Source organism: Caulobacter sp. GW821-FHT09A05 (genome assembly GCF_059418465.1).
The window spans coordinates 43,644-62,744 of sequence record NZ_JBWKPX010000017.1; the positions used below are offsets into that span (position 1 = coordinate 43,644).

The following is a 19,101-nucleotide window of genomic DNA, read 5'->3' on the forward strand; positions in this document are numbered from 1 at the left end:
CATGGCGCTTGACCCTCGTGCCCGGCCTCGCCACATGCGAAGCCATGCAAAGCTCGACTTCCTTCCCCGACTGGCACGGCACCACCATTCTGGCGGTGCGCAAGAACGGTCAGACCGTGATCGCCGGCGACGGACAGGTCTCCATGGGCCCAACCGTCGTCAAGGGCAACGCTCGCAAGGTGCGTCGCCTGGCCGGCGACAAGGTGGTGGCCGGCTTCGCCGGGGCCACGGCCGACGCCTTCACCCTGATCGAGCGGCTGGAAGCCAAGCTCGAGCAATATCCCGACCAGCTGGCCCGGGCCTGCGTGGACCTGGCCAAGGACTGGCGCACCGACCGCTACCTGCGCCGGCTGGAGGCCATGCTGCTGGTGGCCGACGCGACCTCGATCTACACGGTCACCGGCGTGGGCGACGTGCTGGAGCCCGGCGAGAGCCAGGGCGGCGGCTCGGTGGCGGCCATCGGCTCGGGCGGCAACTACGCCCTGGCCGCGGCCAAGGCCCTGATCGACCAGGACCTGACCGCCGAACAGATCGCCCGCAAGGCGATGGCCATCGCCGCCGAGATCTGCGTCTACACCAACGGTAACCTGACGGTCGAAAGCCTCTGATTTCGCGGGGTTACGCGGAATTCACGAGCCAACGGCCCCGCGCGGCGCTTAGTTCGACGCGGGAGGCTTCACCATGCTCAAGACCGTCCTGATCGCCTGCGCCTTGCTGGCCGCGACACCAGCCCTGGCGGCGACGCCCTCGCCCGCCGAGATCGAGAAGGCTGAGCGCGCCTTCGCCGCCGACGGCCTGGCCCTGGGCGTGCGGGACTCGTTCCTCAGGCACATGGCCGACGACGCCATCGTCTTCCGGCCAGGGCCGGTCAGCGCCAAGGCGCTGTACGAAGGTCGACCGTCCAGCAAGGCCCCGCGGCTGGAATGGTGGCCGCAGAAGGTGGTGATCGCCCGGTCCGGCGACCTGGGCCTGTCGGTCGGTCCCTCCGCGGTCAACGGCGAGCGCGGGGGCTATTACGCCACGATCTGGCGCAAGGGTCCGGACGGCCAGTGGAAGTGGATCTATGACGGGGGAGCCGAGGCGCCGGCCGCCAAGGCGCCCGGTCCGGAGACTCCGGCGATCCAGGGCCCGGTCGCGACCCTCGGCGCGAGATCGCCGGCCAGGGCCCTGGCGGCGGTCCGCGAGGCCGAGGCCCGGCTGGCCAAAAGGGCCGACGGCGATGCGGTCCAGGCCTATCGCGCGGCCTTGTCGCCGGACGCCTGGCTGACAGGGCCCGCCGGAACCGAAGACCTCGTCCCCTCGGACCTCGCCGGCCGGATCGCCCTGCGCCCCGTCCGCATGATGATCCGCATGGACGGGGGCGGCGCCTCGGCGGCCGGCGACCTCGTCTGGACCTACGGGACGGCCCGTTGGACCGGCGGTTCTGACAGCCCGGTCAACACGCACTATATGCATGTCTGGCAAAGGCGCCCCGAAGGCTGGCGCCTGATCTTCGAGACCTTGAACACGGACACATGACCGAATTCTCCCCCCGCGAAATCGTCTCCGAACTGGACCGCTACATCGTCGGCCATACCGAGGCGAAGAAGGCCGTCGCCGTGGCCCTGCGCAACCGCTGGCGCCGCCGCCGCGTGCCGGCCGACCTGCGTGACGAGGTCACGCCCAAGAACATCCTGCTGATCGGCCCCACCGGTGTGGGCAAGACCGAGATCGCCCGTCGCCTGGCCCGCCTGGCCCAGGCGCCGTTCCTGAAGGTGGAGGCCACCAAGTTCACCGAGGTCGGCTATGTCGGCCGCGACGTCGACCAGATCGTCCGCGACCTGGTGGAAAGCGCCCTGGCCATGGTCCGCGACAAGCGCCGGGCGGGCGTGAAGGCCAAGGCCGAGGCGGCCGCCGAGGAGCGGATCCTCGACGCCCTGACCGGTCCCGGCTCGACCGCCGCCCGCGACAGCTTCCGCAAGAAGCTGCGGGCCGGCGAGCTGGACGACAAGGAAGTGGAACTGCAGCTGGCCGACACGGGCGGCGGCGGCATGTTCGAGATCCCCGGCCAGCCGGGCGCCTCGGTGCTGAACCTGTCGGAGATGATGAAATCGTTCAGCGGCGGTCGCACCAAGACCCATAAGACCACCGTCACCGGCGCCTGGGCCCCGCTGATCGCCGAGGAAAGCGACAAGCTGCTGGACCAGGAGGCCCTGACCCAGGAGGCCCTGGAGCTGGCCGAGAACCACGGCATCGTCTTCCTGGACGAGATCGACAAGGTCGCGTCCTCTAGCCAGCGCGGCGGGGCCGACGTCAGCCGTGAAGGCGTGCAGCGCGACCTGTTGCCGCTGATCGAGGGCACGACGGTCTCGACCAAGTACGGGCCGGTGAAGACCGACCACATCCTGTTCATCGCCTCGGGCGCCTTCCACGTGGCCAAGCCGTCGGACCTGCTGCCCGAGCTGCAGGGCCGCCTGCCGATCCGCGTGGAGCTGAAGGGGCTGAGCCGCGACGACCTGCGCCGCATCCTGACCGAGCCGGAAGCCAACCTGATCCGCCAGCACCAGGCGCTGCTGCTGACCGAGGGCGTCACCCTGGTGTTCTCGGAAGAGGCCATCGACGCCGTCGCCGACGCGGCCGTGGCGGTCAACGCCTCGGTCGAGAACATCGGCGCCCGCCGGCTGCAGACCATCCTGGAAAAGGTGGTGGAGGAGATCAGCTTCACCGCCGCCGACCGTTCCGGCGAGACGGTCACGGTCGACGCCGACTATGTGAAGAGCCGCATCGGGGCCCTGGCGGCCAACGCCGACCTTAGCCGGTTCATCCTCTAAGCACCTTCTCCCAGAGGGAGAAGGAGGGGCCCGCGCCGTCAGGCGTGGGAGGATGAGGGGTTAGGTTGCTGGCCGGCGTGCCTTCGAACGCCTTCACCCCTCACCCTCCCATCGCGATGCGATGGGCCCCTCCCTCTCCCCTCCGGGAGACGGTTCAGGAGAAGGCGGCCTGATCGACCTCGACCTGGCGCGCGGCCGCCTTGGCGTGGTCGCGCAGCCAGTCCGGCGGCAGAGTCCGCAAGTGGGTCAAGGCCGCCGCGCCGTTCGGATCCCCCGCGTGGCAGTTGGCGATCTCCTGGCCCATGGCGCTCAGCATGTCGCGCGACAGCAGGTCGTCGATCGAGTCCTTGGCCTCGATCTTGCGGCTGTTGGGCGACAGGCGGCGGACCACCAGGCCGTCGGCGACGCGGTAGTGCGGATCGACCGCCCGGAACTGGCCCTCGGCGATCTGGCCCGCCCGGATCGCCGGGTCGCCGCCGTGCCGCAGGGTCCAGGCCGAGACGACCACCGCCTTGACCTCGCGCAGCACCGGCCCACCCCGCCAGTCGGCCCGGGCGACGAACCGCGGCCGGCCCAGGCTGCCGACCCCCGCCGTGCGCGGGAAGGTCTCGAAGGCGGCGGGGTCCGGCAAGGCCGCGCGCAGGGCGGCGCGATAGCGCGGCGGGATCGGCCGATCCGGGGGCGTGGCGAACTTCGCCCAGTAGGCGGCGCGGTCGGGCTCGGGCAACACGACCGCCTTGCGCAGCCACTTGTGGTCGCGCTCCAGGATGAACGGCCGGGGCGCGGCCAGGCCGGCGGCGTAGCCCTCGATGATCGCCTGGCAGATCTCGCGCGCGCCGACCTCTTCGTCGCCGCGGGCCAGCAGGGCGCTGGCGGCCAGGCGCACCAGGTCCAGCGGCCAGGGCATGGCCGCCGCGTCGTCGAAGTCATTGGCGCCCCAGACCAGCCGCCCCTCGGCGTCGCGCCAGCAACCGAAGTTCTCGACATGGGTGTCGCCGATCGCCAGCACCGGCGGCGCCGAGGCCAGGTCGGGACAGACCTCGAAGATGGTCTCGGCCCAGCGCCAATAGGTCGCCCGCAGGAACGGGAACGGGCCGTCCCGCATCTTGTCGTGCTTCTCGGCCAGGTCGGCCTCGACCAGGTCGCCGCCCAGGGCCGCGCCCAGCCACGCCTCGTAGGCCTTGGCCGAAGCCTTGATCGCGGCGGTCATGCGGTGCTCCCCGAAAGACGGCCGGGCCGTCGATCCGAGACTAGGCCTTGCCGCGTCAGGCCGAAAGCCGGGCGCTGGCCTCCACCGCTTCCAGGCCCAGCATCGCCGCCTTGCGGCCCAGGCCCCAATGGTAGCCGGTCAGGCGGCCGTCGCGGGCGATGGCCCGATGGCAGGGGATCAGCAGCGAGATCGGATTGGCCCCGATCGCCCCGCCGGTCGCCTGGTAGGCGCGCGGACTGCCAGCCCAGGCGGCGATCTCGCCATAGGTGCTGGTCCGGCCCGGCGGAATGCGCAGCAGGGCCTTCCAGACCTGGACATTGAACGGCGAGCCGATCAGCACCACCGGCAGCGGTTGCTCGCCGCCGGCAAAGGCATGGATGGCCGTGCGGACCGCCGCCTCGTCGTCGCGGCGCCAGCCGGCGGCCGGAAAGCGCCGGTGCATGTCCTCGAAGGTCGCCGCGTCGTCGCCGTCGGAAAAGGCCAGGCCCGCCAGGCCGCGTGGGGCCATGACGAACAGGCCCTTGCCATAGGGGGTCGGGGCCCAGCCCCAGGTCAGGTCGATCCCCTCCCCGCGCCGGCGCACGTCGCCGGGGGTGACCGCCTCCTGGGCGATGAACAGGTCGTGCAGGCGCGAGGGGCCCGACAGGCCCGCGTCATAGGCCGCGTCGAGCACGCTGGCGCCCTCCTCCAGCGATCGCCGGGCCTCGGCGTGGGCGATGGCGGCGACGAAGGTCTTGGGGCTGACCCCGGCCCAGCGGCTGAACACCCGCTGGAAGTGGAACGGCGACAGGCCGACGGCCTGGGCGGCCTCGTCCAGCGACGGGCGCTCCTGCCAGCGGTCGGCCAGCCAGGCCAGGGCCTTGGCCATGCGGTCGTAGTCGGCCGACCGCTCGGTCAGGTGGGCGAAGGCTTGCGAAGGGGAGATATCGAGGGCCATGGGCAGAAGATAGTGCGGCGACCGGCGCTCGTCCGCCCGGTTCTTGCGGCCCCTCAGGCGTGCCGTTCGGACCGGGCCTGGAGGATCGCCCGCTCCAGCGCCCGGGCGAAATCGACGCGCTCGGGCGGGCTGAGCGCCCGGCCCAGGGTCAGGCGCTTGCGCGACATCATCAGCCGCACCCGGGTCTCGTGCTCCCCCGGCTGGTCGACACCCACCCGGGTGAAGGCGGTCGGCGAGCTCCAGACGATGCGCGCGCCCTTCTCGTCCTCGCGGCTCACCGTCACCGCCTCGGCCGTGACACGGACCCGTTCGGCGCGCTCGGCCGCCCGAAAGCTGGCGCGCAGGGCCAGCCATACAGCCAGGACGTCCAGGCCCAGGAACGGCAGGACCGGCGGCGCGCCCAGCACCAGCAGGAACACCGCGACCATCAGGTTGAAGGCGATCATCACGCCCAGCACCACATGCAGGCCGCGCCGGCTCATCGAGCGGTTCGGCTTGATCACGGCGTCCATGTACAGCGGCAGGGCCATGGCGCTGATTTAGGCCCGACAGAGCGGTCTGGCGAGGCCCGCGAACCTCCTGGCTTGGCGATCCTGGCGCATCACGGCATGGTCGCCGCCCATGGCCCCACCCGCTCGCAAGCCCCTCACCAGAAAGCGTCCCCTCGCCAAGCGCGTCTCGCCCGCCGAACGCGAGCGGGTCGAGGTGCTGTTCTCGCGGTTCGAGAGCCTGGAGGACCACCCCAAGACCGAGCTGCACTATTCCAACCCCTACACCCTGGTGACCGCCGTGGCCCTGTCGGCCCAGGCCACCGACGTCCAGGTCAACAAGGCCACCGGGCCCCTGTTCGCCAAGGTGGACAGCGCCACCAAGATGCTGGAGCTGGGGGAAGAAGGGCTGGTCCCCTACATCGCCTCGATCGGCCTCTATCGGACCAAGGCCAAGAACGTGATCGCCGCGGCCAGGATTCTGGTGGACCAGTACGGCGGCGAGGTTCCGCTGAACCGCGCGGCGCTGGAAAGCCTGCCCGGCGTGGGCCGCAAGACCGCCAGCGTGGTGCTGAACGAGCTGGACATCGAGCCGGCCATCGCCGTCGACACCCACGTGTTCCGGGTCTCGCACCGCCTGAAGCTGTCGGCCGGCAAGACGCCGGACGCCGTCGAGGACGACCTGATGCGGGTGGTCCCCGACCGCTACAAGACCCGGGCCCACCACTGGCTGATCCTGCACGGGCGCTATGTCTGCGTGGCGCGGAAGCCCAAGTGCGAGGTGTGTCGGATCGCGGACCTGTGTCCGTCCCGGGAGCTGTTTCTGGGAGCCTGACCCCCTCCGGCCCGTCGGGCCACCTCCCCCTCTGGGGGAGCTGTCGGCAAAGCCGACTGAGGGGGGTCACTCCAGCGCCTTGACCACCGCCGCCGCGAACGCCGCCCCGCCGTCGTGCGCGTGCTCCAGGAACAGGTCGGGCTCGATGACCTCCAGCTCCATCAGCTGCGGAGTCCCGTCCAGGCCGCGGATCAGGTCGACCCGGGCGTAGGTCAGGGGCGCGCCGGCCGCCTCCAGCACCATCCGCGCCGCGCGCAGGGCCTCCGGCTCGGGCGCGACGCCGCTGACCTGGCCGCCGAACTGCGGCTGGACCCGGAAATCGCCGGCCACGGCCACCTTGGTCACCGCGTGGCTGAACGCGCCGTCGAAATAGAACAGCGACAGCTCCCCCTCCTCGCCCACGGCGGGCAGGAAGGGCTGGATCAGGGCCGAGCCGTCCGTGCAACCGGCCAGGCCGTCGGCGTGGCGCAGCTTCACCGTGTCCTGCGAGCCGCCGGAGATCTGAGGCTTGGTCACCAGGACATCGACGCCGAACAGGTCGCGGGCGCGGTCCAGCGCTTCCATCGTCAACCGGTCTACGGCGTGGGTCGGCACGACGGGCGCGCCCTTGGCGGCCAGGTCGGCGAGATAGGTCTTGGTGGTGTTCCACCGCAACACCGGGGCCGGGTTGGCCAGGCGCGCGCCGACGGCTTCCAGGGCGTCCAGCCGGGCGAACCACGCGTCGGACCGCAGATGGTAGCCCCAGCTGAGCAGCGGCAGCACCACGCGCGCGTCGGCCGTGTCGGCGTCGACCCAGCTGACGGCCTCGACCCTCAGGCCCCGGGCGCGCAGCGGCGCCGCCAGGCGTTCGAACAGGGGCGACCAGCTGTTGGCGAAACGGGGCTCGTCCGGCGCGGGGGTCAGGATCAGGACGTCGGTCGAGACTGGGATCATGCCCTGGCGGTAGAACGCCGCGCGCGTCGGAGCAAGGCTCGCGTTGCCTTGCGGCCCCCGATCCGGTACTTCGCGCGCGTCGCCCTTTTCGGAAAAGACCTTTCATGACCGCGCTCTACGACGTCGCCGCCATCGGCAACGCCATTGTCGATGTCATCGCCCAGTGCGACGACGCCTTCCTCGAGCGGGAAGGCCTGGTGAAGGGCTCCATGGCCCTGATCGACCCGACGCGCGCCGCCAGCCTGTACGACGCGATGGCCGCGGGCATCGAGGCGTCGGGCGGCTCGGCCGCCAACACCGCCGCCGGCGTCGCCAGCTTCGGCGGCAAGGTCGCCTTCATCGGCAAGGTCGCCGACGACCAGCTGGGCGCCGTCTTCCGCCACGACATGAAGGCCATCGGCTGCGACTTCACCACCCCGCCGCTGGCGGAAGGCCCGGCCACGGCCCAGAGCCTGATCAACGTCACCGCCGACGCCCAGCGCACCATGTCGACCTATCTGGGCGCCTGCGTCGAGCTGAACCCGGCCGACGTCGATCCGGCGATCATCGAGGCCGCCCAGTTCTCCTACCTGGAAGGCTATCTGTTCGACCCGCCCGAAGCCCGCCGCGCCTTCGCCAAGGCCGCCGCCCTGAGCCACGGCGCGGGCCGCAAGATCTCCATGACCCTGAGCGACAGCTTCATGGTCGACCGCCACCGCGGCGCCCTGCTCGGCTTCATCGAGACCCAGTGCGACCTCGTCTTCGCCAACGAGAGCGAAGTCTGTTCGCTGTTCGAGACCGACGACTTCGACGCCGCCGTCAAGGCCCTGGCCAGTCGGGTCGATATCGCCGCGGTCACCCGTAGTGAAAAGGGCTCGATTGTCGCCTCGGGCGGGGCCTTGCACGAAATCTCGGCCTATCCGGTGGAAAAAGTCGTGGACACGACCGGCGCAGGCGACCAATACGCCGCTGGTTTCCTCTACGGCCTGTCCCAGGGCCGTCCGCTGCCGGTCTGCGGCCAGCTGGGCTCCCTGGCCGCCGCCGAGGTGATCGACCACTATGGTCCGCGTCCGCAGGTCAATCTGCGGAAGCTGGCCGCCCAAAACGGTCTCTAGAAAGAGCACGGACCCTAAGGAAGCCCATGGCCCGCACCGCTGAAGTGGTCCGCGAGACGAAGGAGACCCAGATCCGGGTCTGGATCGATCTCGACGGGACCGGCGCCTCGACGATCTCCACCGGCATCGGTTTCTACGACCACATGCTGGAGAGCTTCGCGCGCCACGGCGGCTTCGACCTGAAGGTCGAGACCAAGGGCGACCTGCACATCGACATGCACCACACGGTCGAGGACACCGGCATCGTGCTGGGCCAGGCGATCCACAAGGCGCTGGACGGCTTCAAGGGCATCCGCCGCTTCGGCCATGCCTATATCCCGATGGACGAGACCCTGACGCGCTGCGCCATCGACCTGTCCAACCGGCCCTACCTGATCTGGAAGGTCGACTTCAAGCGGCCCAAGGTCGGCGAGATGGACACCGAGCTGTTCAAGGAGTTCCACCACGCGTTCGCCATGAACTGCGGGGCGTGCGTGCACCTGGAGACCCTCTACGGCGACAACACCCACCATGTCGCCGAGAGCGGGTTCAAGGCCCTGGCCCGGGCGCTGCGCCAGGCGGTCGAGATCGACCCCAAGACCGGCGGCCATGCCCCCTCCACCAAGGGCGTGCTGTAGGAAACCGATTTCATGCAGACCGTCGCCCTGATCGATTACGGGTCGGGCAACCTGCGCTCGGCCGAGAAGGCCCTGCGCGAGGCGGCCCGCCGCCACGGCATCGACGCTGACATCGTTGTCACCGCCGACCCCGTCCTCGTGGCCGCCGCCGACCGGGTGGTGCTGCCCGGCGTCGGGGCCTTCGCCTCGTGCCGCGCGGGCCTGGACGCCTCGGGCGTCTACGAAGCGATGAACGAGGCCGTGCACGGCAAGGGCGCGCCGTTCCTGGGCATCTGCGTCGGCCATCAATTATTGGCGAGCGAGGGCCTGGAGTTCGGCGTCACGCCGGGCCTGGACTGGATCCAGGGTCAGGTGAAGAAGCTGGCGCCGAACGATCCGGCCCTGACCATTCCGCACATGGGCTGGAACGCGATCGCCTTCACGCGCGCTCACCCTCTGTTCAAGGGCGTCGAGACCGGCGCCCACATGTACTACGCCAACTCCTTCGCCCTGACCCCGACCGACACGGCCGACGTGTTGGCCACGACCGACCATGGCGGCCCGTTCACGGCCGCTGTGGCCAAGGGCAATGTCGCTGGCGTACAGTTCCACCCCGAAAAATCCCAAGCCGCGGGGCTCGCCCTGCTCGCCAACTTCCTGGAATGGCGCCCATGATCCTCTATCCCGCCATCGACCTGAAGGACGGCCAGTGCGTGCGCCTGCTGCACGGCGACATGGAAAAGGCCACGGTCTTCAACACCAGCCCGGCCGACCAGGCCGAGCGTTTCGTGCGCGACGGCTTCTCCTGGCTGCACGTGGTCGACCTGAACGGCGCCATCGAGGGCAAGTCGGTCAACACCGCCGCGGTGCAGTCGATCCTGGAAGCCATCTCGATCCCGGTGCAGCTGGGCGGCGGCATCCGCACCCTGGAAGGCGTCGAGGCCTGGATCGAGGCCGGCGTCAGCCGGGTGATCCTGGGCACCGTGGCCGTCCATGATCCCGAACTGGTCCGCAAGGCCGCCCGCCTGTGGCCCGAGCAGATCGCCGTGGCCGTCGACGTGCGCGACGGCAAGGTGGCGGTCGACGGCTGGACCGGCCTGTCGGACCTGGACGCCATCACCCTGGGCAAGCGCTTCGAGGACGTGGGCGTGGCCGCCCTGATCGTCACCGACATCAGCCGCGACGGCGCCCTGACCGGCGTCAATGTCGAGGGCGTGGGCGAACTGGCAGACGCGGTGTCGATCCCGGTCATCGCCTCGGGCGGCGTCGCCTCGGTGGCCGACATCGAGCGGCTGAAGGCCCGTCCGGGCGTCGAGATCGCCGGCGCCATCCTGGGCCGCTCGCTCTACGCCGGCACGATCAAGCCGGCCGAAGCCCTGACCATAGCGGCCGCCTGATGCTGAAGACCCGGATCATCCCTTGCCTGGACGTCAAGGACGGCCGGGTGGTCAAGGGGGTCAATTTCGTGGCCCTGCGCGACGCCGGCGACCCGGTGGAGCAGGCCCGCGCCTATGACGCGGCCGGCGCCGACGAGCTGATGTTCCTGGACATCACCGCCTCCAGCGAGGGCCGCGGCCTGATCCTGGACGTGATCGCCCGCACCGCCGAGGTCTGCTTCATGCCCGTCTCGGTCGGCGGCGGCGTGCGCCAGGTGTCGGACATGCGCCGCCTGCTGCTGGCCGGCGCCGACAAGGTCTCGGTCAACACCGCCGCCGTCGAGAACCCCGACCTGGTGGCCGCCGGCGCCGACGCGTTCGGCGCCCAGTGCGTGGTGGTGGCCATCGACGCCAAGGCGCGCGAGGACGGCTCGGGCTGGAATGTCTGGACCTATGGCGGCCGCAAGGACACCGGGATCGACGTCGTCGACTGGGCCGCCAAGGTGGTCGAGCGCGGGGCGGGCGAGATCCTGCTGACCTCGATGGACCGCGACGGGGCCAAGATCGGCTACGACATCCCGCTGTTGCGGGCCGTGACCGGCGCCGTGACCGTGCCGGTGATCGCCTCGGGCGGCGCCGGCAAGACCGACCATCTGGTCGAGGCCGCTCGCGACGGACACGCCGCCGCGGTGCTGGCCGCCTCGATCTTCCACTTCGGCGAGATCAGCATCGGCGAGGCCAAGCGCGCCATGGCCCAGGCCGGCATTCCCGTGCGCCTGGACGACGTGAAGGGGGCCGCGTGAGTACGCTGTTCGAGGTCCTTGAGCGCCTGGCCGCGACCATCGAGACTCGCAAGGGCGGCGATCCGGCCGTGTCCTACACCGCCAGGCTGCTGAACGACCCGGCCCTGGCCGCCAAGAAGCTGGGCGAGGAGGCCGTCGAGACGGTGATCGCCGCGGTCGCCCAGGGTCCCGACGCCCTGGCCGCCGAGAGCGCCGACCTGCTGTACCACTGGCTGGCCCTGATGGCCGCCTCGGGCGTCTCCTTGGACGCGGTGGCCGAGAAGCTGGCGGCGCGCGAGGGCACGTCGGGCGTCGCCGAGAAGGCCTCGCGGAACCCCTAGCCCAGCAGCTTGCTGAGAAAGGCCGAGTGCAGGCTCCAGCCCAGGAAGCCCGCCAGGCCCATCACCACGCCCAGCGCGCCGAACGCCCAGGACGCCCACAGCGCCGCCGGGATCTCGACCAGCGCCGCCACCGCCGCGATCGACACCGCGATGGAGATCAGGGCGTCGGCGGCGTCGAACTGGTCGTCATGGACGTTCAGCGCGTCGTACTGGTCGGCGAAACCCTGCGCCCTGGTCTTGAGCGCCGGGATCTCGGCCCTGTACTTGCCGATGTCCGCCTCCAGCCGGGCGGTCTCCACGCTCACGGCGGCCCGCGTCGCCTCCCCGCCCGACAGCGCCAGCAGACGCGCCTGGGTCACGGCCGTCTCGTCGATGTGCAGCTTGGTCTTGGTGGCCTGGTACTCGTTCCAGGCGTCGACGCCGTCCGACTGGGCCTGCTGCATGGCCTGGACGATGTTGCCGTCCTTGACCCCGCACAGCCCCATGAAGATCGACAGGGCGACCACGGTGATCGCCACCCGCCGGTTGAAGCTCTTGTCCTTGGCCTCGGCCCCGATCTCGATGTCCATCTCGCCTCTCCGAACGCGGTGGAGCTTGGCGCCGGGATCATGGCGAGGGCGCGGCGGCGGCGGGTCAGATCTTCGGCGGACGCCGCTTCAGCGCCACGTACAGGGCGCCGTCGCCGCCGTGCCGCTTGTCGGCCGGCGACACGCCCGCCACGATGTCACGCAAGGCCGGGCCGGCCAGCCATTCGGGCGTGCGGGCCCGCAGGACGCCCACCCCCAGCTTGCCCTTGCCGGTGACCACCAGGGCCGCGCGGTGTCCGTCCTCCCAGGCGCGGCGCAGGAAGGCCTCCAGCACCGGCCGGGCGCGATCCTGGTCCAGGCCGTGTAGGTCGAGGCGCGCGTCCAGCGGCGCGTGCTCGCGGGCGATCTTCCGGCGGCGATTGGGCTCGATGCCCTCCAGCGGCCCCGGCGAACGCTTGGCGTCCGTGGGCCGGATCGTCCGGGGATCGACCAGCAGCGGCGCCATCGGCTGCAGGCTGGTGGGCTGGACCAGCGACTTGCCGGCCTTCGGCGTCCAGCCGGCGGCCTTCTGGGTCGGCTTGGCCTTCACGGTGGCCGTGACCATGCCCCACAGCCGCAGCTCGTCCTGGCGCGGAGGGCGCTTCACGATCGTCAGCCCCGGGGAACCAGGCGGTAGAGGCGCAGGTCGTGGCGTACGCGTCCCGCCTCGGCCCCGGCCGCCGCGCCCGTGCCGGTGTAGAGATCGGCCCGCACCTCCCCCTTGATCGCCCCGCCGACGTCCAGCGCCACGGCCAGGCGGCGATAGGTGGGGAAGCCGCCCACCAGCTTGGGCGCGCTGGCGTCCAGCCAGTAGAGTTCGCCCATCGCGTGCTTGCTGGGATCCACGGCGATGGCCCGGCCGGCCGGCAGCGGCAGCCCCGCCGCGCCCACCGCCTGCTTGCCATCGTCGGGCAGGGTCTGGAAGAACACATAGCGCGGGTTCAGCCGCATGATGGCGTCGGCCTCGGGGCCGCGATGATTGGCCAGCCAGGCGCGGATGGCGTCGCCGGACGTGTTGTTGTCGGGCAGCAGACCCCGATCGCGCATCGGCGTGGCGATGCCGACGAACGGTCGGCCGTTGTGGGCCGCGAACGCCGCGCGCACCCGCCGGCCGTCGGGCAGGACCAGCACGCCCGAGCCCTGGATCTGCAGGAAGAACAGGTCCTCAGGCCGCATCCAGGCCAGGGGGCGGGGCTCCGGCACGGCCTCGATGGCCGCGCGATCAGGATAGGGCAGAACCTGGCCGCCTTCGATCTCGCCGGCGACCTTCTTGCCCGCCAGGCCCGGATCGAACTGGCTGAGGTCCAGGGTGACCAGATCGGCGGGCTTGCCGCGCATGGGCGCGCTGAACTCGGCCGAGCGCGACATCCGCGCCTCGTACTCCGGCGCGAAATAGGCGGTCAGCAGGCCTTGGCCGGGAATGGCTTCAGGACGAAAATTGGCCTCGAGGAACCGACGGGCGTCGTCGTCGTTCGAAGCCCGCTCGGCGCGGGCCCTAGCGCAGACCTCGACCAGAGCCGCGTCCCGGGCCGCGCCGCAGCCCTGGCGGAAGGCGTCCAGGGCGCCCAGGTGATCCTCCTGCGACCAGCCGACCAGGTCGCTGAACGACACGGGGGTCGAGGGGCCGGTGGAGGCGGCCGGCGGCGACGCCGGACCGGCGCCCGGCGCGACCGGGCCCGCCGGCTTCACCGGCGCGGTCGTGCAGGCCGCCAGCGCCAGCAGGGCGAAGGCGGCGACAAGGCCCTGGCGCGGCATCACGCCTCCGCGACGTCGACGCGGACCAGGGTCCAGTTCGGGTTCTTGCTCTTCAGGTCGCGCTGGAAGGTCCACAGATCGGCGGTGCGGCGGTCGTCGACCGCCTCGCCCTCGGCGCTGGTCGAGCGCGTGCGGATCTCGGCCAGGATACGCACCACCGCCTTGGCGACATCGCCCTCGACCGTGACCGAGTCCAGGTCGGTGCGCGGCGTGACCAGGAACTCGGCCTTCTCGGTGCGGTTCTGGGCCTCGCGGGCCGCGATGGCGGTCTCGAAATTGGCCATCACCTCCGGCGACAGCAGCGGCCGCAGCGTCTCGCGGTCGCCGGCGGCGAAGGCCTTGACGATCATCTCATAGGCCTGGCGCGCGCCGCTGAGGAACTGGCCGATGTCGAAGTCGCCCTGGCGCGCGCGCAGGGCGGCGACGCCCGACAGCACTTCGGGCGGCGCCTCGACGGTCTTCAGGTCACGCTGCGGCGCGCTGGCCGGGACCACGGCGGGCGCGTCCTCCGGCTGGCGTCCAACCCGGCGCCCAAGAGTGGCGTAGAGCTGGTAGAGGATGACCGCGGCCAGGGCCGCCAGGATAATCCATTCAAACACGATATTTTCCGCTCATTCGGCCAAGGCGCCTTGTCGGAACCTATATAGGCGATAACGGGCTCGCGCGTCAGGCGCCTGGCGTTGCGCGCCAGCCGCCCCCGTGTTAGCAGCCCGGCTCTCTCCTAGCGGCCAATTTCGACGCCGAATACGGATTTATCGCACATGACCGACACCACCGCCGCTCCGCCCGCCGCTTCCGAAGACGGCGCGCCCGGCGAAACCGGCATCCGCATCATCGCCCAGTTCGTGCGCGACTTCTCGTTCGAGAGCCCGCACGCCCCCGACTCCCTGCGCGCCGGCGGCGCGCCGCCGGCCATCGACATGGGCGTCGAGATGAACGCCCGGGGCCGGCCGGACGGCCTGTTCGAGGTCGACCTGAAGCTGTCGGCGCGCGCCACCCGCGACGAGCAGCCGGTGTTCCACGTCGAGGTGATGTACGGCGGCCTGTTCCACATCGCCGGCGTGCCGGAGGACCAGCTGGAGCCGGTGCTGCTGATCGAGTGCCCGCGCTTCCTGTTCCCCTACGCCCGCCGCCTGATCTCGGACGTCACCACCGAGGGCGGCTTCCCGCCCTTCCTGATCGACCCAATCGACTTCGCCGGCGTCTACGCCGCGCGCAAGGCCCAGGCGGAAGGCGTAGTGGTCGGCAACGCCTGATCGCGGGCCGAGCGTCTGAAATTGAAAAGCCCTGGTCGCTCCAAGCGGCCGGGGCTTTTTCGTATCTGCGGGAAAGACCCCCTCAGTCGCTCCGCGACAGCTCCCCCAGAGGGGGAGCATCTGCGACCAGATAGATCCTCCCCTTTTGGGGGAGGTGGCCCGAAGGGCCGGAGGGGGTCTTCGCGGCGTCAGGGCTGCAGGCGATAGCCGCCCATTTCGGTGATCAGGATCCGCGCCACGGTCGGATCGGGCTCGATCTTCTGGCGCAGGCGGTAGACGTGGGTTTCCAGCGTGTGGGTGGTGACCCCGGCGTTGTAGCCCCAGACCTCGGTCAGCAGCTCCTCGCGCGACACCGGCTTGGAGCCCGCGCGGTAGAGGTATTTGAGGATGTTGGTTTCCTTCTCGGTCAGCCGGACCTTCTTCTGCTTCTCGTCGATCAGCAGCTTGGCCGACGGCCGGAACTCGTAGGGGCCGATCCGGAACAGGGCGTCTTCCGAGGCCTCGTAGCTGCGCAGCTGGGCGCGGATGCGGGCCAGCAGGACGCCGAAGCGGAAAGGCTTGGTCACATAGTCGTTGGCGCCCGATTCCAGGCCCAGGATGGTGTCGCTGTCGCTGGCGGCGGCCGTCAGCATGATCACCGGCGCGGTGACCCCGTTCTTGCGCATCAGGCGACAGGCCTCGCGGCCGTCCATGTCGGGCAGGTCGACGTCCAGCAGGACCAGGTCGGGCTTGAGTTCCCTGGCCATCCGCACGCCTTCGCCGGCGGTGGGAGCCTCGGCGACCGCGAACTCCTCGTGGAGGGCGAGCTGCTCGGCCAGAGCCCCGCGCAGATCATCGTCGTCGTCGACCAGGAGAAGGGTTTTGCGTTGCGCCATGAGCGGGAACATGCACCGCTGCGGCCCCCGGCGCCAAGGGCGGTTCTCGCTCCTGGCGTCGCAACCCCCTTGGAGACCGCGTCTTGACGATCTTTCGCGCCCGCCCCGACGGATCCAGCCCCTGGGACGGCCGGATCGACTGGGATGGCCAGGGGGACCGGAAGTCCGCGCGCGCCGCCCTGGGCAAGGCCGGGGTGATCGCCGCCGCCGACAAGCGCGAGGGCGACAACCGCAGCCCGACGGGCGCCTGGCCGGTCCGCCACGTGCTCTACCGGCCCGACGTCTATCCGCGGGGCCCGATCACCGCGCTGGAGGCCAGGCCGATCACGCCTGACGACGGCTGGTGCGACGCGCCGGGCGACCCGGCCTACAACCGGCCGGTCAAGCTGCCCTACCCCGCCAGCGCCGAGCGGCTGTGGCGCGACGATCACGTCTATGACCTGGTGGTGGTGCTGGGCCACAACGACGACCCGCCCGTGGCCGGCCTGGGCTCGGCGATCTTCCTGCACCTGGCCCGCGACGGCTTTCCTGGCACCGAAGGCTGCGTGGCCCTGGCGCGGGAGGACGTCGAGGCTCTGCTGGCGGCGGCCAGACCCGGCGACGTGGTCGAGATCGCGGCGGACTAGGTTCGGCTTCCAAACAGCGCCGAGCCCACCCGCACCGAGGTGGCCCCGCAGGCGATGGCGGTCTCGAAGTCGTCGCTCATGCCCATCGACAGCTTTTCCAGCCCGTTGCGGGCCGCGATCTGGCCCAGCAGGCGGAAATGCGGGGCGGGGTCGAGATCGGCCGGGGGGATGCACATCAGGCCCTCCACGGGCAGGTCCAGGCTCCGGCAGAGGGTGATGAAGGCGTCGGTCTGGTTCGGGCCCACGCCGGCCTTCTGCGGCTCCTCGCCGGTGTTGACCTGGACGAACAGGCGCGGCGCCCTGCCCTGGGCCTGGATCTCGCCGGCCAGAGCCCGCGCCAGCTTCTCGCGGTCGAGGCTTTCGATGACGTCGAAGAAGGCCACGGCGTCGCGGGCCTTGTTGCTCTGCAGGGGTCCGATCAGGCGCAGCTCGACCTCGCCCCGGCGCTCGCGCCAGCGGCCCATGGCCTCCTGGACGCGATTTTCCCCGAACACCCGCTGGCCCGCGGCGAGAATGGGCGCGATATGATCCCAGGGCTGCAGCTTGGACACCGCCACCAGGGTGACCGCGTCGGCCGGGCGGCCGGCGGCCAGGGCGGCGGCCTGGATACGGCGCTGGATCGAGGCGTAGGCTGAGAGGACTTCCGAGGACATGGGCGAGGACATGGGCGAGGACATGGGCTTCGAGCACGCGAGCGACGAGATGGAAACCCTGTCTAGAACGGCGGCGCGCCTTCGCCCATGGCCGGTGCGCGGAAAGCCGCTGCCCAACCTGTTGTTCTTCACCGATCCGGAGCGGACGCCCCACCCCGAACGGGTCGCCGAGCGCCTGCCCCCGGGCTCGGGCGTGGTGTTCCGGGCGTTCGGGGCGGCCAACGCGACGGAGCGGGGCGCGCGGCTGCGCGAGATCACCCGACGGCGGGGCCTGATGCTCCTGATCGGGGCGGACGCGGCGCTGGCGATGGCGGTCGAGGCCGACGGCCTTCACCTGCCCGAGCGGCTGGCCCCGTCCCTGCCCGGCCTGCGCGGAACGCGGCCCGACTGGCTGATCACGGTCGCCGCCCACGGCCTGGACGCGGCCCGCGCCGGCGCGGCGACGGGCGCGGACGCCCTGGTGGCGTCGCCGGTCCTTCCCAGCCGTAGTCCCTCGGCGGGCGCGCCTCTGGGCGTGGCGGGCTTGAAAAGGATCGTCGAAGCCGTGGAGACGCCGGTCTACGCCCTGGGCGGGGTGCGCGCGGACACGGTCACGCTGCTGCTGGACACGGGAATTGTCGGGATCGCGGCGGTGGAAGCGCTGAGCGCCCCTCTGGACGCCTGATCGCGGTCTAGAACTTGAACGCGGTTTCCAGTTTCACCCGCGGCGCGGGTTCCTGGATCTCGTTCCGGCGCGCGGCCAGGGCCGGGTTCTGGTCGCCCAGGGCCACGGCGCCGCCGACGCGGATCGACGGGGTGACGCTGTAGTACGCGCCGGCCTGGACGTCCTTGGCTTCCATCTCGCGGCCCACGGGCTGGTCGAGATCGAGCTTGAGGCCCCACTTGCCCTTCTTGTCGTCCCACTTCAGGGACTTCTTCGGGCCTTGCTGCGGGTTGAACGGGGCGATCGAGGCCGGGTTGCCGAAGTCGCTCTTGACGGCGAAATCGGGCGTGGTCGTGCGCGGCTTGCTCTGGGCATAGGCTCCCGAAGCCGATCCCAGAAGGATCAGCGTGGCGGCCCCTGCCATGAAATACCGTACGGCGAACATGTTACTCGAACCCAATCCCCAACCCGCGCCTCAAATAGAGTCAAACCCTATATAGGAGCGGGCTCCCTGAATATCGATTAAAGGCTCTGATACAACGCGGTCAACCGCGCTTGGATTACGCAAGACGTCGCAGGAGTCGATTCAAGCGGCGCCTGTGGCGGTCCTGCCACGCGATTCCTGTTTTGACGCAGCGCGACCATGCTATAGACCGGCTTCCGGCTGCGGGGGCGCGCCAGAGATGCGCGTCAGTGATGCGCGAACGCGTCGGCGAGACATTGGAGCGAGGTACTATGGCGTTTGAGCGTGGGTCGGTGTTGCGCGGCGTCGCCGCTGGCGTTCTGGCGCTGACTGTTCTGACCGGGGTTTCGGCCTGTGGCGGCAACAAGGGCGGCGGCCAGTTCACCACCCAGGACAACGAACCGGGTTTCAACCCGTTCAAGGGCCGGGGTGGCGGCAAGTCGGCGCCCCAGGCCGGCGCGATCGGCGTCAACGGCTTCCTGTGGCGCGCCAGCCTCGACACCCTGGCCTTCATGCCCCTGGCCTCGGCCGACCCCTACGGCGGCGTGATCGTCACCGACTGGTACACCAATCCGGAAAAGCCGGACGAGCGCTTCAAGGCGACCGTCTACATCCTGGACACCCGCCTGCGCGCCGACGGCCTGAACGTCACGATCTTCAAGCAGATCAAGGACGCCGCCGGCGGCTGGACGGACACGGCGGCCACGGATCAGACGGCGACCGACATCGAGAACGCCATCCTGACCCGCGCCCGTCAGCTTCGACTTTCCAACATCAAGAACTAGGGTTCCCCTGGTTCTTCGCGGGAGCCTTTCGTCCTGGCGACAAAAGGCTCCCGTTCGCACTTTATAGAAGCGCGCCC

At 70.6% G+C, this 19,101-nt stretch carries 25 protein-coding genes; 14 read left to right on the top strand and 11 right to left on the bottom strand.

Annotated elements, in window-relative coordinates; all coding sequences use genetic code 11:
- The first annotated feature begins 8 nt into the window (after nt 1-8).
- The 3 genes from hslV to hslU all read left to right on the top strand — a co-directional run bounded on the left by hslV (nt 9) and on the right by hslU (nt 2,810).
- The gene (hslV, locus tag AC07NX_RS16640) at nt 9-608 is read left to right on the top strand and encodes an ATP-dependent protease subunit HslV (protein WP_494643277.1); all 600 of its coding nucleotides are present in this window, start codon (nt 9-11) and stop codon (nt 606-608) included.
- Nucleotides 609-681: 73 nt separating this feature from the next.
- Entirely contained in the window at nt 682-1,518 is an 837-nt protein-coding gene (locus tag AC07NX_RS16645; RefSeq protein WP_494643279.1) for a DUF4440 domain-containing protein, read from the top strand.
- Nucleotides 1,515-2,810 carry an ATP-dependent protease ATPase subunit HslU gene (gene hslU / locus AC07NX_RS16650; protein WP_494643280.1) on the top strand — a complete coding sequence of 432 codons (1,296 nt, stop codon included), beginning with the start codon at nt 1,515-1,517 and terminating at the stop codon, nt 2,808-2,810. The genes AC07NX_RS16645 and hslU overlap by 4 nt, the downstream gene beginning before the upstream one ends.
- A gap of 154 nt (nt 2,811-2,964) precedes the next feature.
- Here hslU and AC07NX_RS16655 read toward each other — a convergent pair whose 3' ends face one another.
- Genes AC07NX_RS16655 through AC07NX_RS16665 form a run of 3 tightly spaced genes read right to left on the bottom strand, consistent with a single transcriptional unit; the run spans nt 2,965 to nt 5,487 of the window.
- Nucleotides 2,965-4,020, bottom strand: a complete 1,056-nt coding sequence (locus AC07NX_RS16655; protein WP_494643281.1) for a DUF2252 family protein — start codon at nt 4,018-4,020, stop codon at nt 2,965-2,967.
- Nucleotides 4,021-4,075: 55 nt separating this feature from the next.
- On the bottom strand, nt 4,076-4,957 hold the full coding sequence (locus AC07NX_RS16660; RefSeq protein WP_494643283.1) for a methylated-DNA--[protein]-cysteine S-methyltransferase: 882 nt from the start codon (nt 4,955-4,957) through the stop codon (nt 4,076-4,078).
- Nucleotides 4,958-5,010: 53 nt separating this feature from the next.
- Entirely contained in the window at nt 5,011-5,487 is a 477-nt protein-coding gene (locus AC07NX_RS16665; RefSeq protein WP_494643285.1) for a DUF2244 domain-containing protein, read from the bottom strand.
- Nucleotides 5,488-5,578: 91 nt separating this feature from the next.
- On the opposite strand from AC07NX_RS16665, the gene nth reads away from it, so the two are divergent.
- On the top strand, nt 5,579-6,280 hold the full coding sequence (nth, locus tag AC07NX_RS16670) for an endonuclease III (RefSeq protein ID WP_494643286.1): 702 nt from the start codon (nt 5,579-5,581) through the stop codon (nt 6,278-6,280).
- Between the two features lie 66 nt (nt 6,281-6,346).
- Here the strand turns inward: nth and AC07NX_RS16675 are convergent, their stop codons facing one another.
- The gene (locus AC07NX_RS16675) at nt 6,347-7,213 is read right to left on the bottom strand and encodes an ATP-grasp domain-containing protein (RefSeq protein ID WP_494643288.1); all 867 of its coding nucleotides are present in this window, start codon (nt 7,211-7,213) and stop codon (nt 6,347-6,349) included.
- A 104-nt stretch (nt 7,214-7,317) separates the two neighbouring features.
- Here AC07NX_RS16675 and AC07NX_RS16680 point away from each other — a divergent pair, with 104 nt between their 5' ends.
- From AC07NX_RS16680 to AC07NX_RS16705, 6 genes are read left to right on the top strand one after another with little or no spacing between them, the layout of a single operon-like run.
- Nucleotides 7,318-8,307, top strand: a complete 990-nt coding sequence (locus tag AC07NX_RS16680; RefSeq protein WP_494643289.1) for an adenosine kinase — start codon at nt 7,318-7,320, stop codon at nt 8,305-8,307.
- 26 nt (nt 8,308-8,333) lie between these two features.
- Complete coding sequence (hisB, locus tag AC07NX_RS16685; protein WP_019848747.1) at nt 8,334-8,924, top strand: imidazoleglycerol-phosphate dehydratase HisB; 591 nt, start codon at nt 8,334-8,336, stop codon at nt 8,922-8,924.
- 12 nt (nt 8,925-8,936) lie between these two features.
- A complete protein-coding gene (gene hisH, locus AC07NX_RS16690; RefSeq protein WP_494643290.1) occupies nt 8,937-9,578 on the top strand; it encodes an imidazole glycerol phosphate synthase subunit HisH in 642 nt (213 codons plus the stop codon).
- The gene (hisA, locus tag AC07NX_RS16695) at nt 9,566-10,300 is read left to right on the top strand and encodes a 1-(5-phosphoribosyl)-5-[(5-phosphoribosylamino)methylideneamino]imidazole-4-carboxamide isomerase (RefSeq protein WP_167337083.1); all 735 of its coding nucleotides are present in this window, start codon (nt 9,566-9,568) and stop codon (nt 10,298-10,300) included. Before hisH ends, hisA begins: the two co-directional genes overlap by 13 nt.
- A complete protein-coding gene (gene hisF / locus AC07NX_RS16700) occupies nt 10,300-11,082 on the top strand; it encodes an imidazole glycerol phosphate synthase subunit HisF (protein WP_494643292.1) in 783 nt (260 codons plus the stop codon). Before hisA ends, hisF begins: the two co-directional genes overlap by 1 nt.
- The gene (locus AC07NX_RS16705) at nt 11,079-11,402 is read left to right on the top strand and encodes a phosphoribosyl-ATP diphosphatase (protein ID WP_494643293.1); all 324 of its coding nucleotides are present in this window, start codon (nt 11,079-11,081) and stop codon (nt 11,400-11,402) included. The genes hisF and AC07NX_RS16705 overlap by 4 nt, the downstream gene beginning before the upstream one ends.
- Here the strand turns inward: AC07NX_RS16705 and AC07NX_RS16710 are convergent.
- The 4 genes from AC07NX_RS16710 to timA all read right to left on the bottom strand — a co-directional run bounded on the left by AC07NX_RS16710 (nt 11,399) and on the right by timA (nt 14,322).
- Entirely contained in the window at nt 11,399-11,971 is a 573-nt protein-coding gene (locus AC07NX_RS16710) for a DUF4337 domain-containing protein (RefSeq protein ID WP_494643295.1), read from the bottom strand. The two genes, AC07NX_RS16705 and AC07NX_RS16710, sit on opposite strands and share 4 nt — an antisense overlap.
- 64 nt (nt 11,972-12,035) lie before the next feature.
- Nucleotides 12,036-12,575: a Smr/MutS family protein gene (locus AC07NX_RS16715; RefSeq protein WP_494643297.1), complete on the bottom strand. Its 540-nt coding sequence runs from the start codon at nt 12,573-12,575 to the stop codon at nt 12,036-12,038.
- Between the two features lie 5 nt (nt 12,576-12,580).
- Nucleotides 12,581-13,723: a murein transglycosylase A gene (gene mltA / locus AC07NX_RS16720; RefSeq protein ID WP_494643299.1), complete on the bottom strand. Its 1,143-nt coding sequence runs from the start codon at nt 13,721-13,723 to the stop codon at nt 12,581-12,583.
- Nucleotides 13,723-14,322 carry a TIM44-related membrane protein TimA gene (timA, locus tag AC07NX_RS16725; protein ID WP_494643301.1) on the bottom strand — a complete coding sequence of 200 codons (600 nt, stop codon included), beginning with the start codon at nt 14,320-14,322 and terminating at the stop codon, nt 13,723-13,725. Before timA ends, mltA begins: the two co-directional genes overlap by 1 nt.
- Before the next feature lie 162 nt (nt 14,323-14,484).
- Here timA and secB point away from each other — a divergent pair, with 162 nt between their 5' ends.
- Entirely contained in the window at nt 14,485-14,979 is a 495-nt protein-coding gene (gene secB, locus AC07NX_RS16730; protein WP_132093100.1) for a protein-export chaperone SecB, read from the top strand.
- Nucleotides 14,980-15,167: 188 nt separating this feature from the next.
- Here secB and AC07NX_RS16735 read toward each other — a convergent pair whose 3' ends face one another.
- Entirely contained in the window at nt 15,168-15,854 is a 687-nt protein-coding gene (locus AC07NX_RS16735) for a response regulator transcription factor (protein ID WP_494643303.1), read from the bottom strand.
- Nucleotides 15,855-15,937: 83 nt separating this feature from the next.
- Here AC07NX_RS16735 and AC07NX_RS16740 point away from each other — a divergent pair, with 83 nt between their 5' ends.
- Nucleotides 15,938-16,480 (top strand): L,D-transpeptidase family protein, encoded by a 543-nt coding sequence (locus AC07NX_RS16740; protein WP_494643304.1) that lies wholly within the window; start codon nt 15,938-15,940, stop codon nt 16,478-16,480.
- Here AC07NX_RS16740 and AC07NX_RS16745 read toward each other — a convergent pair.
- Nucleotides 16,477-17,133, bottom strand: coding sequence for a YggS family pyridoxal phosphate-dependent enzyme (locus tag AC07NX_RS16745; protein WP_494643306.1), 657 nt, complete (start codon nt 17,131-17,133; stop codon nt 16,477-16,479). The two genes, AC07NX_RS16740 and AC07NX_RS16745, sit on opposite strands and share 4 nt — an antisense overlap.
- On the opposite strand from AC07NX_RS16745, the gene AC07NX_RS16750 reads away from it, so the two are divergent.
- Complete coding sequence (locus AC07NX_RS16750; RefSeq protein ID WP_494643308.1) at nt 17,132-17,797, top strand: thiamine phosphate synthase; 666 nt, start codon at nt 17,132-17,134, stop codon at nt 17,795-17,797. The genes AC07NX_RS16745 and AC07NX_RS16750 overlap by 2 nt on opposite strands.
- Nucleotides 17,798-17,804: 7 nt before the next feature.
- Here the strand turns inward: AC07NX_RS16750 and AC07NX_RS16755 are convergent, their stop codons facing one another.
- Nucleotides 17,805-18,221: an NtrZ family periplasmic regulatory protein gene (locus AC07NX_RS16755; RefSeq protein ID WP_494643309.1), complete on the bottom strand. Its 417-nt coding sequence runs from the start codon at nt 18,219-18,221 to the stop codon at nt 17,805-17,807.
- A gap of 275 nt (nt 18,222-18,496) precedes the next feature.
- Here AC07NX_RS16755 and AC07NX_RS16760 point away from each other — a divergent pair, with 275 nt between their 5' ends.
- Nucleotides 18,497-19,024: a DUF3576 domain-containing protein gene (locus AC07NX_RS16760; RefSeq protein ID WP_494643362.1), complete on the top strand. Its 528-nt coding sequence runs from the start codon at nt 18,497-18,499 to the stop codon at nt 19,022-19,024.
- Nucleotides 19,025-19,101 lie beyond the last annotated feature (77 nt).